We start from the raw sequence: 18,295 nt of genomic DNA on the forward strand, positions 1-18,295 counted from the left end.
TTAAAGGGCCTGACTAGAATGTTAGGTTCATTTACAATGCAGTTCTATTTTTATTAAGAACTGCATTGTTTTTATTTATAGCTAACCCAAGATGGAAGGCTTTTATTTTGAAGATAATAATCAAACCATTGTTTAATATGATTGCTGAGATCTTCCTGATCTTTTGGATTCATTACAACATGCTTTTCCTGAGGATACACTAATAAAATATGCTCTTTTTGCAGTCTTCGCAATGCTAAGTAAAATTCTATGCTTTGATACCAATGCACTTGCCGATCCTGCTTGCCTGTCCACGAGAGTAATGGAGTTTGAATGTTTTGTACGAATTCCAATGGAGAGTTGCGGTTGTATGCCTGCTTATCTTCAAAAAGTGATTTACCCATACGCCATTGCTGATTTTCAAAACGCCATATCTCTGGAGTACCAGTATTCCATCCCATTGTTAAATACCAGCTTGTTAAATCTGCTACACCTGCACCAGATACCGCAGCTGCAAATAAATTGGTTTGGGTAATTATAAAATTAGTTTCATAACCTCCAAAAGAGTGGCCTATCAAACCTATCTTATCTTTTTGAATAAAACCTTTGTCGATTACAGACTGAGTTGCTGAAACAACACAATCTAGTGCAGAAATGCCGGGATTCCCAATTTCGTATATAATATCAGGACATAAAACAAAATAGTCTTGAGCGGTATAATTCGTTACATTAAATCCCGTGTCAGAATACAGAGTGGGATTAACATATTGATACAATTCATGAGATTTTAGTTCATAGATGCTGACGATTAAAGGGTATTTGTTAGAGGGATTATAATTAGCAGGATAAAAAAGCGCTCCATTTAAAGATGTTCCATTTTTGTTAGAATAATGAATTTTTTCAGTTTTACCCCAATAATAATCTTTCTGCTGTCTGTTGCTTTGAACAATTAACTCGGCTTTGCTTTTTTTATTTTTTTTAAACCAGATTGATGGAGCATTTTGATAGTTCTGCTGCTGAAAAACATATCTTTCTCCTTTTGAAGATTTCATCAGATAGCTATTTTTCATTTCATTAAAAACCAGAGGCTTTTCTGCGTCGGTTTTATTCCAAATATAATAACCGCTTTTTTCATTGTTTTTTGCCTGAAGAATTAATGCATGATCGAGATCAATTTCTAAAGCATAGAAACCATTGTAGTTTTCCGTTCTAAAGTTTTCATACTGCTGTTTTGCTATCCTGAATTGTATGTTTTTTTCTCTTCCGTGTGTTAATCTTTTTGCTGAATTTCCTTCAGGAGAAACTTCCCAAATATCAAATTGATCATAAATTAATAATGAAGAGTCATTTTTTGTCCAGCCTAAAATCCCATATGCCGGAATTTCACCTGCTGAGTTATAGTTTTGATCAAATAGAGGCTGGCTAATATTTGCTGAACAGTTAATGTGAATCTTTTTCGATATATCATATACCCACCAATTCTGACCTTTAAAATATGTTATGAAATTACCTTCTGGGGATATAATAGTGTGATTTTTATTTCCAGAATGTTTGGTTAATATTAGACTTGAATCCCCTGATGTAAGATTTATTAAGCTGAGGTCGATATCTCCCTGCTGTTTGTATTGGGTTTCATATTGCCACGGATTAAATGTGATGGCAAACTTTTGGTTCCCAGCCAGGATTACTTTAGGAAGTTGATTGCTCGTTATTTGTTTAAATTTATTTTCATAAGGGAACCAAACACCTAGTTTGGCTACTTTATCCCATTGCCCAATTTCTTCTCGCTGCGAATATAATAACTTATCAGAGGCATTCCATATTTGTACTTGTGTTGAATCAATTACGGAATAATTATAGTCCCGTTTTTTTATTCCAAAGAAAACATGCTGTCCATCATCAGATATGGTCAATTTAGTCGTCACGGTAGGATTAATTGTGAAATCATCTTTAGGGTTTAAAAACTTTTCAGAATCGAATTCAAAAAGCTTATTATTTTTAAGGCTAAAGAAAAATAAATTGTTTTCACCGAGATCATCTTTTTTTTGTAAAAAGGCAACAGCATTTCCATTGCTTTGCCACGTTAAATTAAAAAATGGATTTTCGGATTTTTCAACAATTATAGTCTTTTCCAGTTTGTCAGTTAAAGTTATAAATCCGATGCAACGGCCATCAGTAAACATAACAGCATTTTCTTGTGGAGCTATTTTATATTCGCGAACATTATCAATTTTCATTATTGTTAATCCTGAGGATTTTTTTATTTCCAGAGAAGGATCTCCTGCTTTGCTGTATGTAATAATATATTTTTTATTTTTTGTGTATTTGTATTGGGTTATTCCAGCATAAGTATGCGATTTGCCAGTTTTTAAATTAAGTATTTGTAGTCCTGCTATTGGAGTAATGCAAGCGAAGCTTTCTTCCATATTGAAACTTCCATTAAACGAATTTGGAAAAACATACTGTATGTCCAGTTTTGTATTTCTAACAAAAAGAGTGTCTTTACCATTTGGATAAACAAGTTTGTAACTTATCCAGTTTCCATTTTCAGAAATATTTTCAGATTGCAGTGTGTGCCACAGATGATAGTCGGATTCCTGAAGCATCTTTTTTTGTTTTACCTGCCCCAATAAGGGGCAGGTTACTAAAACAAAAAATAAAAATGTAATACGGGATAAAAATGACTCAACCTGTACTAGTCTTTTGTTATTGATTTTCATTGGATGTGTAAATGTTTTTAATATCCGTCATTTTGAGGAAGCAGATTTGGATTTACCCTCAACTCAGAATCAGGGATTGGAAAGAGTCTGTCAGTAGTATTCCATCCAGGTTTTGTTCCAGAGAGAAAATTATCCAGGTTTGCTGTTCTTTTAAGATCGAAAAATCGATGTCCGAGCTCAGTAAATAACTCAAGCTTTCTTTCGTTGAGAATAGCCTGCAGAAGATTTTCAGTTGTCGTTGTCGTTGTGTTTTGAAGACCTGCACGATTTCTAATCTTATTTAAGTCTTCTTTGGCTTCTTCCAATTTATTGAGATGTACTCTTGCTTCCGCACGCATGAGATACTGTTCTTCTAAACGCATTATAATTGAATATTCAACTGAGGTTCCCGTTGGACTTTTTTGTTTGTATTTATTAGCGTGATACCAAGTTAAGGTTCCGTTGGTGACTGATTTTATCCAATGGGTTTTTCTTAAATCATCAGAACTAAAGGCTTTAAATAGTTCATTATTTAAAGCAACAAGTGGCGGCGGTCCACTGGTAAATACAAAAAGATTTCCTTCATCTGTATTTTTACCAGCTGTTGAGGGCATCAGCTGCCAAATGGTTGAGGTGCTTTCTTTTATAAATACTTTATCAATATTGCTTTCCCAAGGGTATAGATTCGTGTTATTAATTAGCAGAGAAGCGGTTTGTTCGGCCAATTCCCATCGATTATCGTACAAATATACTCTTGCTAACAACGCTTGTGCTGCTGATTTATTTGGACGAACACGACCCGAAGTAATATAATTAGACGGTAATAATGATATTGCTTTTTGTAAATCATTTATAACCTCAGAATATATCTCAGAGACAGGTTTCTTAGAAACGACAGCATTTGTTTGGTAAGAAGTGATTGTAATGTATGGTATATTCCCATAAATATTAGCAAGATAAAAATGAAGCAGTGCTCTGATAAAAAGAGCCTCGCCTAATAATTGATTTTTGTCTGATTCAATAAGTTTTGTATTATTAGATACTCCTTCAACTACAGCATTTGCAGCATATATTTGTTTGTATGTATTATTCCACCATCCTGCGATAGTAGTATTTGATGCTATGATAGTATTATTATAGAAATCTTTAGCAGCATTGCTGTCTGTTCCATAAAACGTTAATTCATCCGAGTAGTTTCCTAAAAGATTAGAAATTCCTGTCGGTTTTCCTGTTATTAATCCGTTGTCTCTTATCTGGGCGTAAACATTTACCAAAGCAGCATTGGCGGTATTTTTATTTTCAAATACTGTATTTCCCGTTAATTGAGAAGTCGGAAGATCCACATCTACAAAACTGTCACAGGAATAGAGTAAAGAGCAAAATATTGATACCCAGATGAAATAAATTGATAATTTTATATTATTACCATTAAAGAAAATTAGCTGTCTTTGTTGTATATAATTTTTCATAGTCGTTTCGTGTTAGAAAATAAGCTGTAATCCCAATGCATATATTTTAAGAGGAGGTAAAAAGCCAGATACTATAAACTCAGGATCAGCTCCTTTATATGAGGTGAAGGTTAGTATATTCTGGCCTTGAAGAGAAATACGGCATTTTAAATTTTTTAGACTGTTTTCAGGTAAATTGTAGGATAATGAGATGTTTTTAAGCCTAAGATATGACGCATCGGTTATAGCGGCATTACTGTTAGTGTACAGGTTATTTGTAGCTGTTACCAGTGAATTTGTTCCTGAACTATACATTTGATATGGACCAGTATCTCCAGGATTCTGCCAGCGGTTTAATACTTCTTCAGTTTTATTAGACATACCCCCAGGCAGGCCTAACATGCTTATTGAATTCCAATTTTCCTGTTTAACGTATTGAAATAGAAAATCAAGTTGCCATCTTTTTAAGTTGAACTGATTTTGCAAGCCTCCATAATATTTTGGACTGAAATCTTTAACCGTTTGCCTATCATCAGGGGATGAAATTTTTCCGTCTTTGTTGATATCTTCAAATTGATAAATTCCCGTTTGGGTATTGAGGCCTATATAATTGTAAACCTTTTGAATGTTGATGGATTTTCCAATTACATACTGATTAACATAAGTAGAGTTTTCCAATTGAGGGAACGCTATTAAATTATTTTTTGGAACGGTTAAATTCAGATTTGTTGTCCATTTGAAATTTTGTTTTTCAATATTTACTGTTCGAATAGTCAGTTCTAGTCCTGTATTTTCAACCGTTGCATTTAGGTTTGCTAATATTGAATTGAATCCTGTAGTTCCGGGCAGTGGAACTCCAACTAATTGGTTGGATGAACGATTGCGGTAAAAGGCAGTCGTTAAAAAAATACGATCTTGAATAAAGCCTAGATCTAAAGCTATTTCCATTTTTTTGTTGGTTTCCCATCCAAAGTTCGCATTATATAAACGATTGGGCTGCAGACCAACTGTTCCTTGATAATTGTTGCCTGCAGAGCTGTAGGTATCTAAGAAATTATAATCTCCGATTTGGTCATTACCAGTAGTTCCATAACTGGCTCTCAATTTCCCAAAGCTTATAATTTTATTTTCTAGCAATGGTTCTCTTGAAAATAACCAGGCTGCTCCAACGGCACCAAAATTGGCAAATTGATTACCCGGACCAAATCGACTTGAGCCGTCTCTTCGTCCTGTGAAATTTACAATGTAACGATCTTTCCAATTAAAATTTACTCTGCCAAAAAAAGCTTGATATTTATATTGTGTCTGCTGATTTGTAAACACATATAGGTATGTGGCTGAAGCAAGATCATAAATTAAGCTGTTACTTGCAAAACCATCTGCTTCTTGTACAAGCTGCGAAGTTTTTTGCTGTTGAAAAGTAGCGCCAGCCAAAAGTTCTATTTTGCCATTACTAATTTTTTTACTCCAGTTCAATTGAGGTTCAATAATCCACGATTCTCTTGTGCTGTTATTGACAAATAATGATGAAGATTCGCTTCCCAAGCCCAGTGAAGGATTATATATTGTGGATGGTGAAGTCCTGGTTTCATCATAATGCAGATTACTAAATCCAATGTTTGTTTTTATTTCTAGCTCTGGGATTATCTGGTATGATAAAATTGTATTTGCAATAAGATTAGCTGTATTGGCTTTGTATACTGCTTCGAGATTACGTAGGGGATTATTAAACGTTCCGTTTTCCCAATTGAGATTTCCAAAATTATCGTAGAGGGCGGGGGCATTTGGAGACAATGATCTTGCCTCTCTTGTAAAGTCGGTTGCGGGTAAATTGTTATTTTGTGAAGAATATGAGGCAGACAAATTTATCTTAAACTTATTATCTGCTGATTGATGATTTAGATTAAAGTTTGCTCCACCTCTTTTATATTTATAATCACCAGGAAAAACGGTTGTTTCATTATGATAATTCCCACTAAGAAGAAATTGCGTCTGAGCAGATCCGCTATTTATTGATATCTGACCATCATTTATTTGAGCCGTTCCTCCAATAAGTTCTTTCTGCCAGTCAGTATAGCGACTTTGATCCCAAGTGCCATTTATATCATAGGCTGCTGCTGGATATTTTACAATTCCATCATTTGCAAATGCTTCTTTTCGCATTTCCAAGTATTGATCCGTATGCATTAAATTCATGTAGCGAGTTACATTTCCTACGGCTGTGTTTGTATTGATTGTGAATCTAGTTTTTCCTTCTTTGCCTTTTTTTGTGTTGATTAAAATAACTCCATTAGCACCACGGGATCCGTAAATTGCAGTGGCATCTGCATCTTTTAAAACTTCAATGCTTTCAATATCAGAAGGATTAATTGTGCTTAGTGGACTGACATTAGAACTTGGAATTATAATTGACGAAATATTATTATTTGATATAGAATTCGACGCATAAGGTACTCCATCAATTATGTAAAGAGGCTGGTTTCCATCAGTACGTAAACTATTAGTCCCTCTTATCTGTACATCAAATCCACCTCCCGGTGTTCCGGTTGTTTGTGTAATTGTAACTCCTGCCATACGACCTTGCATTGCAGAAAGTATATTGGTAACAGGCTGTTTATCTATATCCTTTGCTGTTATTTTTGCTATACTGCCAGTACGTTCACTTTGTTTTACAGAATAATAACCAGCATTGATTTTTACTTCCTGAAGTGTTGTGGTATCTTCTTGCATCTGCACATTGACCATCAAGCGTTTAGCTACAGGGATTTCTATTGTTTTGTAGCCGATATATGTAAAAATAAGAATATCATTTGCGGACACTGTTATGACAAATTTGCCATCAAAGTCAGTAACAGTAATGTTTTTCTGGTTTTTCACAGAAATACTAACGCCTGAAAGAGGAAGAGCACCATCGGTAACAATACCAGAGATCTGTGTTTGTTGTTGGGAAAGCGGAGAATGCAAGGTATTCCTTGCTAAGGCTGGTGTGCAAAAGAGGTAGAATCCGAAAATAAACGGATACCAAAGTGCTGCCAACCCTTTTTTCAATGAATAAGTTTTCATAATTTTGGGTTAGTTAATTTGAAACGAAAGTTTTTATTAATTCGGCTCTCTAAACTTGTTTGATCGCGGGTTAGAGGGCTTTTTTTATAGTATTAGAAATAAGAAGTGCTTCTATACTATATTTAATTCTGCCTTTTTTTAATTCATAAGCATGTAGGTTGATTTGTTAGACAATAAATCTAAAAGCGAGACAATAAAAATAAAAGCGGTGCTAAGAATTTAGGTTAAGTAGTACGAATCTCTAAAAAAATAAAAGAGGCGCGGAACTCAACATATCCGCTTCCGAGGTACTGCTAAGAACCTTTTCACACGAATAAGTGAGCCCACGCCAATTATTAGAGGCGTGAGCATTTACACTTAGTCATCTCGCGTGATTAAAAATTAGCAGTTTTCGGAAACGAGACTCCAAGCGAATGCTTCATATGTTTTAAATGAAGAATCGCAAATATATTAATTCAGTGACAAATATAACAAAATAATCTATAATTCGGATTTTAATCCGAATTATTTTAAGCTTTAAAAAGTTACTTTGTTAATTATGAAGGATAAGAATCGTATAATCGTTGATTACATAGCAGTGGAGTGGGCTTCAAAAGCCAAATCTCAAAGCTCATTTGCTAGGGAACACAATATTGACGAAAAAACTGTTCGAGAAATAAAATATAATAAAGATTACACCATAAGTTTAAATACTATAATTAGAATTTGTGAAGCGAAAGAAATGAAGTTGTGTGATTTTTTTAAATTACTAGATATTTAATTAATCATTACAAAAGATTATCATCTAATTCTTTGATTACAGTTTTTTCAATTACAAATCACCCCCCTCCTTTTGGTCCTTTCCTCCGATTTGATTAGTAATATTTTATCGAAAAAAAATATTTTAAAAAAATATCTAAATGCTTTTTATGGCGCATTTGATGCATAGTTTTATTTCAGTCTTTTAATTAAATAAAGGGGTACAACTGGGGTACAACAAAAGTTGTACTTGTGGATAAATTTGTTTAATTGTTACTTTGATTTTTGTTGAATTCAAAGAGAAATAGGATGGATGAGTCAAAACCTTTATCAGATTTTTTTCTAGCTATTGAAAAAGATTTTCGAATCAATACTACTCATATTGCAATATTTGTAGCACTTATTCAATTTCGAAAAAATTGTGGTTCAATAAACCCTATACAAGCATACAGTTTTGAAATTCAGAAAATAGCTAAAATTGCTTCACCCAAGACTTATTATAAATGTATAGGAGAATTGCATGCATACGGTTACTTAACTTATGTTCCAACTAAAAATAAGCAAAAGCGTAGTACGATATATTTTCATTTCAAATAGGCGAGTAAAATGAAAAAAGTTAAAACATATGATATTATAGATAATTTTTTTAAACTCGATACGAGATTAAAAAATATAGAAAGCCTAGTACAAACTAATAGATTTAGTAATGTTCAGAGCGAAGCTTTCTCTTGTTCTAATAAATGTAGAAGCTCTTATACTAAAATTGAGCTTGCAAATCTTTTCTATATTTTAATGGATGAGGGAATTTTATATTTTGACTCAAATGATACGAAAAAAAACCGAAGCAGTTTTCAGAAATTTATGAGTGAAAATTTCACTTATAATGATAATGAGGGCAGCCAGAAAATAATAAGTACAATAAGCAGGCAGTTTTCCGAGTGTAAAGGCTACACCTATAAGGTGAAACAGATTAGATTTTTAGATGAATTTATTTCAGTAATGCAGGAACGTAAGAAAAGGCTAGAGAGCTGGTAGAATGGATTAGAGAGAAGATTAATAATATGTAAAAGACTCAATGATGATGAAGAAGGAAAAGTGGTTGTCCTATATGATGGAAATGAAGGAGTTGATAGGGCCTATAGTGGCAAAAGTGGAAAGGATTGATTCAAAAATCAGCCAGGGAAAAGTCTTGAGACCTGAATATTACCGTAATGAAGATTTAAAAAAGATATTCGGGCTGTCCAATAATACTATTATAAAATACAGGCAGACCGGAATTCTGCCCTACACTAAGCTTGGAGATATTTTTTTGTATGACAGCGGCAAGATCGATAAGATACTGAGAAGCAATGAATCATAATTCAGCATTTAGTTTGTTCCCCAGATTTTTAAAAAACAGTCTAAAATAAAGAGGGTAACTGGAATGAGGGCTGTTTTTCAAGCAGGGTTCGATACCATTCCAAATGAAAAAGCCTTTAAACACTGATGTTTAAAGGCTTTTAATTTTTAAAAGTCACTTTTCGGACTTTATTTGGCGGAGGAAGAGGGATTCGAACCCCCGGACCTGTTACAGTCAACAGTTTTCAAGACTGCCGCATTCGACCGCTCTGCCATTCCTCCAGTAAGATGCAATCATTTTCTCATTGCGGGTGCAAAGATAAAATCTTTTTTCGATTGTAGAAATTTTTTGGACACTATTTATAAAGAAAGATGTTATCCACATCAAAAGTGGAAGAAAGGATAAATGAATTGCAGTAGGAAGGAAATAAACCAATTTTTGTTCTCACTTGAACAACAAGCAATTTTGCAGATTTACGATGTGTTTAGTGAAAAAACAATTTAAAATGAGAAAATATTAAACATGAGTATCAGATCTGAATGTAGCTCTTGTCAATTCATAAAATAGGGCTAGAACCTTAAAAAGAAAAGATAACTTAAAGTGTTTTTTAAATATTCGAGACTAAGTGTTTAAGTGAATTTTTTTTATGATTTTTTATTCTAAATTATTGCTAAGAAGCTCTATGAGTTTTTAGTTTTTTATAAATTTAATCCAGTGAAAAAATTATGCACTGGATTAAACTTTTATTTTAAATTTTAATAATCTAAGCGGTCTCGTTTAGCCTGCTCGTCCTGTATTTTTGCTTCATGGAGATATTCAGATGCAATTCTGATAAAAATTTCACACAGGTTGGGATGTTTGAATTTATGTATATCAGCAAGCTTTTGGAAATGTGCAGCATTCTCTCTTTCAATATTCCCACCGTCAAATGGTCCTCTTGATGTAAATCCTCTTTTATTGGTTACGGTAATGGCAAAATTATTCTTAAGACTTTCAGTATTAATTCTTTCAACAATGGAGCTGATCTCGTCAGGGGGCCAATAATCCTTATTTTCTTCAGAATAGTGGGCAAGAACCTTGCCGATCTGCATATCAGCTATCTCAAGGCGGTCTTCTTTCTCAGCTAATGATCTCACTCGATTTACCCAGTCATTTAAATGCTCTTCATCAATTTTTCCGTCTTCCTGTTGGCCGGGTATAGTTTTAAAATTATATAATAATTTAAATCCCTGTTCAGCGTAAGTTTTTAAAGCGTCAGAAGACAATTTTTTCCTTTCCTCTTCCTTGCGCTTCTCATCTTTGGGCATATATACCCATTTTAGTATTTCAATGAAAAATTCCGGGTTTTTAGCTAGCTCTTCATTCAGATGTTTTGCCTTATAGGCAGAACTGTGCGATTCTAAAATATTGAGGTACTTCCATTCCAGAGGGATTAATGTGTCTTTAGGAAGGTCTGGTCTTTCTGATAGCTCTTTGAATAGACTCGAAACCTCATGTGTCCTCAAAGCATATTTTTCAGATGATTCCTCCGTAGCAGTTTTCTCCAGCATTACAATTAAAAGAGTAGTTGGGATATCTTTTTTAAACCTGTAGGCACTGTGAACGGCTGAAACAAAGCGTTTATGCTCTATTAAATAATTGATTCCCCTAATTTTTTCCTCCTCAGTGTTTCTAAAAAATTGTGGATTAGTATTCTGCCAGTATGTATTCTGTAATGCAATATCGGTATTGTCAATGAAATTCCAGAGACTTTCTGAATGGTCTAGGGGAATAAATAGCTGCGCGGCCTCTTCCTGAGAAAATCCTTTTTTAAGAATTGTATTATATGTTTCATATACCCAATCCAGACCATCTTTTACGCTTTTAATCTGTACATAACGATGTCCTAAAACCAAATTGGGTTTTTCCTTTTTTAGACTGTCCAGAACTTCAAGTGTTTCCTGTTCGTTCAGAGAAATCCTTGCCAGTGTTTCTCCAATTGCATCTGCACTGTCATAGGTATCTGCCAGAGCAATAGTCTCTGAAAGGCCAATTTCACCGATAATACTCCTTAATGCTGCTGTCCTAGTATCATCCAGCCGTTTAACGCTCTTTTGATAGTTATGCTCATCATCGTCGGGATATTTGCCATCAGGGAATGGAACATATGCAGATTCAAATAACCATATATGCTTTAGAACAATATTATCCGGATCCAAAGCGTCATAAAGCTTCTGATATCTCTCTAATATATTATCTGGAAGCGCCCAGTCCGCATCCGGATATGATCTGTGATGATTGAGTAGCTTACGGGTTTCATTTCGTGCTAGGATGCTGTCTGGCGGTAAACTGATGTAGGATTTCTCGATAAAAGAAAGTAATTTTTCACTGTCCTCCGCTGTAGCCATTCCTGGTGAGTTTTCAATGAGCTCTGCCATCTTGATGTCGGTATTATCGTAAAGCTCAAGTAGCAGCTCAAGTATAAAGGTATAGGTTTCGTATAATTCTTTTTTGGTATGGACTACGTTGGTATTTTTTTCAAAGAGCCTCCATCTCATCTTATGAGTAGGAGATGCAATAGAATGAGCCTGAGGCAGAAGCCTGATCAGGAGTTTCCAGCCTTCTTCTTTCTCAATTGATACAGCTTTTTTAAGTATTTCCATGCGCTCCGGCAGTTCTGTTAGCGTTTGAAAATGCCATGGTTTATAAATTTCAGTAAGGCTATTTTCAGGCCTGTTTACAGTATTACCACCTGGATCCAATCTTGATAGTCTTAATAAAATAAGCGTTGAATCATAGAGATATTCAGGTAGCCACGCAAGGCCTTCCAGCGCCCAAAGGAGTCCTGTATGATTAGTGCTTTCACCCAGAAAGCCTGACTGGCTTTTGAACATTTCCATTATCGTAGGCTCTTTCGTAGATAATGAAGCAGAAACAGCCTTCAAAAAACTTTTAGGAGATGCTTCTGCAATCAAAGGCAGTTTCTGGTCCAAACTTGTCCATAAACGGCCGTCTGCATTATGTAGAAGTTTTTCAACTAAATTATCTACCCATATGGCTGGCTGACTTAAACGCGGTATTCTAAGTCCTTGCCCGTAATGGCTAACTAAAATCAAGGACTGGACCAGACCTTCTTTGGCCCAGCCCGAATATTTTGAAGGTTTGCTGAATGACGATCTCAATGAAACCGTGTTGTCACGTATTTCATCCATTTCTGCAGATTCTGTAAATACAGTATGAACACATTCTTCTAGCATGGTAAAATCGCTTTCTTGTAGTGAATTTGCCAAGCTTCCCCAGAGGTCTAACGGAGACGCCAATCTCCAAGTATCGCCGATCTGCAGTAATGGAGAATCCTCAAAATCCCTCCACTTAGCAGCAATTTCCATATAGTCATCGTAAGATTTTCCAGATAGTTTTTCCAGCATTTCGCGGTCTCCCTCATTATATTTATTCCACCTTCCCAGAAAAAGAGCCGGTACAATTTCGCGAAGATTTTCGCTCTTATACCATTCCGCTTTATTGTCCCAAAACTTCAAAAGCCTTCTAAGTATGGTAATGTCATTTGCAGCCTCTTTGCAATATTTTTGCGCCTCTTCGCGGTTGTAGCCCATTTCATTAAGTGCTTTTAAAAGCCCGTCCTTTGAAATAGAGGGAAGTGTAATAACGTCCTGCGGAAATGGATCATCTCCGCCTAACGGGACAATTACGTGATGCCCTTTCGATACTGCATTATATAATATAGATTTTTCTTCAAATTTTGGAATTAAATTTAATGCACTTCGCTGGCTGTTTATAGAAATTGAACGATAGCTGTGTTCAAGTTCCACCAAAAGTGTTTTTGAGAAGAAACGATCTCTATAAAGCTCAGAAAATTGCTTAGCTGCAGCCACAATAAATGCCACGGCTTCATTTTTTGTACCCGCTTTAAAAGCCTTAATCCCAGGCGCGTCGTTTAAAAAATGAAAAAGCTGTTCCATTTCATTTTCTCTTCCCGCAGTGACCGTTTCAGGAAGCAGGGTACACATCTCGCTCTTCGACCATTCATCCCAAAACTGCTCTGGATCTAATATGCCGTTTGGCGGTACTACTGCCAAATGCACAGCAAACCATGATGCGACGGCAACTGAATTTTCGAGCCACTGGGAAATGTTGGTAGAGTCATATACAATAACATCTTTCCATATTCCTTCTTTTTTTCTATCCTGTTCCCAAGTGGTTTTGTTGGTCCATAATCTTGGGGTAACAAAAATATAAGTGCATTCCGATGGAGTATAGCCAAGAGGATCCTTTACCCTCTTTTCATAGTCTTCATCTGCTTTTCCCTTGACTGCGGAGTTCGTGCCAAATTCCCAAAGGGATATTCCTTCTGGAATAAATCTGGAAGCTTTCTCTGATTTGACGACTCCATCCCAGCCCCCAAGTGAGATGGCACTGCCAAGTGCAATATCAATGCTGGATGTTGGATGTGCAGTTGAATGTATTAGCTTGGAAATTAAATGAGGGAAATACTCATTAGAGGAATAGGTTTTAGCCCAGTTTTCAATGTGAGCTCTGTCAATATATATCATAAACTTTTCGACTCTTTTTGGTGTAGTTAATTTCTAGTAACCAAATTTAAAAAATTATCTCAGTGTTTGATGCAAACTATTAAAACATTTGCAAGTTAATTCTGTACTAGCACAATACAAACGAAGTCATAAGCTATGCATCTGGAACGGGTATGAGTACAGCCTGACATTTTTTAATACAGTAAAATTACTAGCTTATTATTTGCTGTACTTTGGCTAATGCCTCACTAAAGGTAAAAGTTTTGGACTGAGAATTCAAGTAACCTTTTTTAGATTCTTCGACAAGATGATTAATATAAAATAGTTCATTGTCCAATGAAGAATTCTTTAGGTTATCCTTTATCAATGATAATTCGCTTTGTACAGTATTGAAGCTTGTTCTCCCTGAAGATAAATTCGATACATAAGTTGACATAAAACTTTTCATATCAGACAGTCTAAATTTATCTTGATTTTCTAAATAGATTTTTTGGTATAGTTTAGATAAAACATTATAATCCTCTATTGCATTATAGTTTTTAAATGAGGTCTGATTTAATGCTGGAATATTTTCTAGATCCATAAAAGAAATAAGGTGATATACTGCATTTTTTGAATTTAATTCAAATTGAATGGATAAGGCAGACGAAAGATAATGCTTATCATCGTAATTTAAATTATTAAGGTATATGTTCGCTTTCTCAAGACAAAAATCAGGCTCTGCTTTTAATTGCATCATTATTTTTAGTGCTGTCCAGCATTTATGAGAATTTAAGTCGTCACAAAGTTTCTTCAGCAGTTCAGTATCGTTTGTTTGTTCAATATATTGGTTAAGGATTTTTTCTATATTGTAATTATAATTTTTACTGATGAGATGTTCGCCAATTTTCTTATAAGATTCTTGAAGGTTATGATCAAGGGCATATTGAATATGAGAACTTAAGGACAAAGAATATAGATTTTTAGCTGTTAAATTTTCAAGAATTCTACTCGTAACTGCTTCTCTATTTCTAATTCTACTCAGAAGTTGATTTAGCGTACCTTCCTGACCGGCAGTTCTGTTTATGTCTATGAACTCAATACTGTTTAAAAGAAACTCCTCAGGAAAATCAAATCTGAATTTAATAACGAAATACAATGTGGCTTTCAGTTTTTCGTAGTGGTCAAGCAGATTTAAAGAGTTATGATTAATTAATCTTATAATTTTTGTAAAATCAATTTCATCTTTGGTTTTATGGCACCATTTGTAAATTTCACGAAGATGGTCACTGTTAATTTCAAATAAAACGTTTGAATTGCTTAATTGCTGGATTTGTGCTTTTATTTCCTTAATTAGAAGTAAATCATCCTCTGTAATAATATGCTCAATCTGATCATAATTCAATGGAGTTTTCATTTTATGGACGATTCTGTTCAATAAAGAATGGGAAATTTCCATCGTGCCTGAACGACCATTTTCGTTGTACCAGTCCATTGTGATCTGACGAATCATTGTAGGATCGATATTTTTGCCGTATCGATCAAATATGGATTTAATTTTGGAGAGCAAGAGATGTTTATCGAAAAGAAAATCAAAGTTTTCTTGAGGTCTCTTTCTGTAATTTGCTGTTAAATTTAGATACTCAAGTTCATCTAGATAGATTTCCTCAAACTCAAAACCTTTCGCAATCATTACAGAATTAAAGTATTCCGCCAACTTTCGATCTTGTGTATAACCCAGAACATTTCTATACAGATCAATATTATTCGCATCTATGCTACCATCTTCAAATTTTTTGATGACTATTCCAATAGTTTCCTCATCTGTAACCGAGGCAAGAAAATATCCAAATGTCTTAAAGTCTGTGTTTGACGTAACATATTCAAAAAGGTTCAGTTTACTAATTCTGCTGCTTTTTGAGATTAAATCTTTTAACGCCGTTTCTCTGAAATGGCAGTCTTTTATTTCTTGAAAGGATTTAAATAGGTTTACCAAAAAGTTGGAATCCAAGCTTTCAAAATAGGAGCAGCGGTTGATAATTTCCTCAATATATTTACTGTCTATATAGTTGTCTTCATCTTCATCAAAGCAGTGCCTCGCCAGATCTATAAAATGGGAAGGTACATTAAATCTTAATATTAAACGGTCTAGAGCAAAACTGGTTCCTCGAATTACTTCATCTGCTGTTTCTCTTTTGCTAAACCCTCGTTCCCGGAAAAATTCAGACTTTACATACCAAAAAAAGCGATCAATATTCTCGTATACCTCAAGTAATGACAAGAGCGCTCGGTTGAGCTGCTTGTTGGTTTCGTTCTTAAATAAGTAAAATATGTCATCTAAAAGTTTTTCGTCATTGATACACAGCTTGAGATCATGAATACAATCTATAATATGAGATTTCACCATGGCGCCGTTTTCAGAGTTTTGCAGTAAGTAATAGAAAGTGTTTTTAAGTTCTTGCTTTTTATTTGGCGGAACTGAAAAATAACTTAGGAGTTCTAATGCTGAAACTTTAACTCTAAAATGGGTATCTGTATCATTTATAAAAGTCAGAAGGTACTCAAAGTTTGTTTCGCAGTTTGCAAATTCTGCTATTTCTTTAGTGGTAAAAGTTTTATTACTATTAATCCAAAAGGTTTTTTCTACACATTCTGAATGGAAATAGTGCTGAAAAACAGTCACTTTATAGCTATCGGTTCTATTGGAATCAGCTTTAAAAAGTAATTCGGGCTCGTGTTCTATTAGCCAGTTTACTAATTCATTATGTTTATCCTTATCAACAATATTAATTAAAAATGTTATGGTATTGAATAGGGAAGGATGCGTGTTATTTATTTCATTACCAATGAGTATAAAACTTTTGATTTTCTCATAAGATAATTTACTTAATGCAGTAGCTGCAAAATACTCCTGTAGATTTCGATGCTCAAAAGAATATTTATCTTGGTTAATCAGTTTAGTAATAAGCGGATTTTTCTTAAAATTTTCATATTCTTTACCACTGCTGTCAAGGGTTTCATAGAGATCATCTTCGTTGATGACGTTGCTTTTCATTAGTTCGTTGATCAATGAAACTTTCATTGACCATTTTTTAAGAGCAGGTACGTTTAGGGGAATTTTTTTTAGTTTTTCGTCCTTGTCATGTGAAAGTCTATTTTGAATGTACTGCTCCCAAAGGATATTTGTGTTCTGCGGCATTCGCCCATTGTTTTTAATGAACTCTGCTAAAATTTCTAACTGAAAAGGTGTTTTTAGAAAATTTATAAATGAGTTGTCGAAAGATAAAGTTTCAATTACATTGCCACACTTTCTCTTTAAGATTTCAAAACTTTCATTTGAATATAGATCCCTCAGATAAAATACCTTGAACTCTGGTATTCCTTTTACAATACTTTCGTAAACATTCGAACGGCAACTAATTATATACTTAATTTTTTTAGGTCCATTGGAGCTGTGAGCGATAAAGTTTTCTAATTTGGATTTGAAATATTCTATATCTGAGATTTCATCTATGCCGTCGAGTATAAAGATAATTTTATTTAAGGTTTCCCATCCGGATGGAAAGTAGTCGGCAATAGAATCAGTATTTGTAAAGTTTTTTAAAGTTTTAAAAATCGGTATAAAATTTTCATTCTCACCTGTTTTCCAGTTTTGAAGCGCAAATTTTTTTAGCTCGGTGGATTTGCCGATTCCAGGATTGCCAATAACAAAAAATTTATTTTCTTTATCCAAAATCTGTGAAAGAGTTAGATTCTCTTTTTTCTCTTTTTTAAATAGAATGTTATCATAATGAGGTTCTTGTGTAAAATATCGTTCTATATTGTCCTTATTTACATTTATTTCACCAATAAACTTATTTTTTTCGGTATTTGTTAATATTATTTTTTTGAAAGGTTTTCTAGAAAAAATAATGGCTTTAAATCGTTCTATTTCTTTTTCTTTATTTACGACAAAATCTACGTCTTTTCCATAAACAGACCTGTAGAAATTGTTATTTAATGCAAATAATTCCTTGATACCATTTGAAAGATCAAGTGCGTAGTAACTGAATTTAAACTTTTGGCTGAGAATTGGCGATAATTTTTCAGAATTATCTTCATTGCTGAAGTTTGATTTGGGATTTATTGCTATAAAAAGATCATTTTCATCAAGTTCATAATTTGATTCTAAGTTCAACCCTTTCTTGATGATATTCCCAATAGATAAATCAGTTTCATAATTTTTACATTCAATGAAAATCTTCTTTTCAGTGTAATCCTTGGATACGATAGCTAAAATGTCAAAACCATTTTGATTTCCTGATTTTTGGGACCTTGCTTTGATTACAGTCAAATCAATTTCCTCCAGTAGCCACACGAAAAAGTCTTTCGTTATAAGTTCGAAACTGCTTCCTAATTCCTGGCTTGTCATAAGATTGATCCTTTTTCCAAATATAGAGAAATATTTTTTATATGGAAATACATCAATAAATCTATATAACATGCCTTGCCAGGAATTCTATGAATCAGCACAAGGCAGCT

At 34.1% G+C, this 18,295-nt stretch carries 9 protein-coding genes and 1 tRNA gene; 4 read left to right on the forward strand and 6 right to left on the reverse strand.

The features are described 5' to 3' along the window. Positions 1 to 71 precede the first annotated feature (71 nt). The 3 genes from QLQ96_RS10530 to QLQ96_RS10540 all read right to left on the reverse strand — a co-directional run bounded on the left by QLQ96_RS10530 (position 72) and on the right by QLQ96_RS10540 (position 7,189). Positions 72 to 2,585 (reverse strand): S9 family peptidase, encoded by a 2,514-nt coding sequence (locus tag QLQ96_RS10530; RefSeq protein WP_482496620.1) that lies wholly within the window; start codon positions 2,583 to 2,585, stop codon positions 72 to 74. A gap of 131 nt (positions 2,586 to 2,716) precedes the next feature. Further along, the gene (locus tag QLQ96_RS10535) at positions 2,717 to 4,147 is read right to left on the reverse strand and encodes a RagB/SusD family nutrient uptake outer membrane protein (protein ID WP_393047575.1); all 1,431 of its coding nucleotides are present in this window, start codon (positions 4,145 to 4,147) and stop codon (positions 2,717 to 2,719) included. A gap of 12 nt (positions 4,148 to 4,159) precedes the next feature. Beyond that, positions 4,160 to 7,189, reverse strand: coding sequence for a SusC/RagA family TonB-linked outer membrane protein (locus QLQ96_RS10540; protein WP_482496621.1), 3,030 nt, complete (start codon positions 7,187 to 7,189; stop codon positions 4,160 to 4,162). Positions 7,190 to 7,727: 538 nt separating this feature from the next. On the opposite strand from QLQ96_RS10540, the gene QLQ96_RS10545 reads away from it, so the two are divergent. The 4 genes from QLQ96_RS10545 to QLQ96_RS10560 all read left to right on the forward strand — a co-directional run bounded on the left by QLQ96_RS10545 (position 7,728) and on the right by QLQ96_RS10560 (position 9,287). Next, the gene (locus QLQ96_RS10545) at positions 7,728 to 7,949 is read left to right on the forward strand and encodes a helix-turn-helix domain-containing protein (protein WP_099720025.1); all 222 of its coding nucleotides are present in this window, start codon (positions 7,728 to 7,730) and stop codon (positions 7,947 to 7,949) included. A gap of 287 nt (positions 7,950 to 8,236) precedes the next feature. Then, a complete protein-coding gene (locus QLQ96_RS10550; protein WP_482496622.1) occupies positions 8,237 to 8,524 on the forward strand; it encodes a hypothetical protein in 288 nt (95 codons plus the stop codon). 9 nt (positions 8,525 to 8,533) lie between these two features. Then, a complete protein-coding gene (locus QLQ96_RS10555; protein WP_482496623.1) occupies positions 8,534 to 8,962 on the forward strand; it encodes a hypothetical protein in 429 nt (142 codons plus the stop codon). A 43-nt stretch (positions 8,963 to 9,005) separates the two neighbouring features. Continuing rightward, the gene (locus QLQ96_RS10560; protein WP_482496624.1) at positions 9,006 to 9,287 is read left to right on the forward strand and encodes a helix-turn-helix domain-containing protein; all 282 of its coding nucleotides are present in this window, start codon (positions 9,006 to 9,008) and stop codon (positions 9,285 to 9,287) included. A 172-nt stretch (positions 9,288 to 9,459) separates the two neighbouring features. On the opposite strand, the gene QLQ96_RS10565 is transcribed toward QLQ96_RS10560, so the two are convergent. From QLQ96_RS10565 to QLQ96_RS10575, 3 genes are all read right to left on the reverse strand, one after another. Then, a tRNA-Ser gene (locus QLQ96_RS10565) sits at positions 9,460 to 9,547 on the reverse strand. 474 nt (positions 9,548 to 10,021) lie between these two features. Further along, on the reverse strand, positions 10,022 to 13,816 hold the full coding sequence (locus tag QLQ96_RS10570) for a hypothetical protein (protein WP_482496625.1): 3,795 nt from the start codon (positions 13,814 to 13,816) through the stop codon (positions 10,022 to 10,024). 190 nt (positions 13,817 to 14,006) lie between these two features. Continuing rightward, on the reverse strand, positions 14,007 to 18,185 hold the full coding sequence (locus QLQ96_RS10575) for an NACHT domain-containing protein (RefSeq protein ID WP_482496626.1): 4,179 nt from the start codon (positions 18,183 to 18,185) through the stop codon (positions 14,007 to 14,009). Positions 18,186 to 18,295 lie beyond the last annotated feature (110 nt).

The sequence above is a fragment of the Flavobacterium sp. B167r genome, assembly GCF_056824315.1.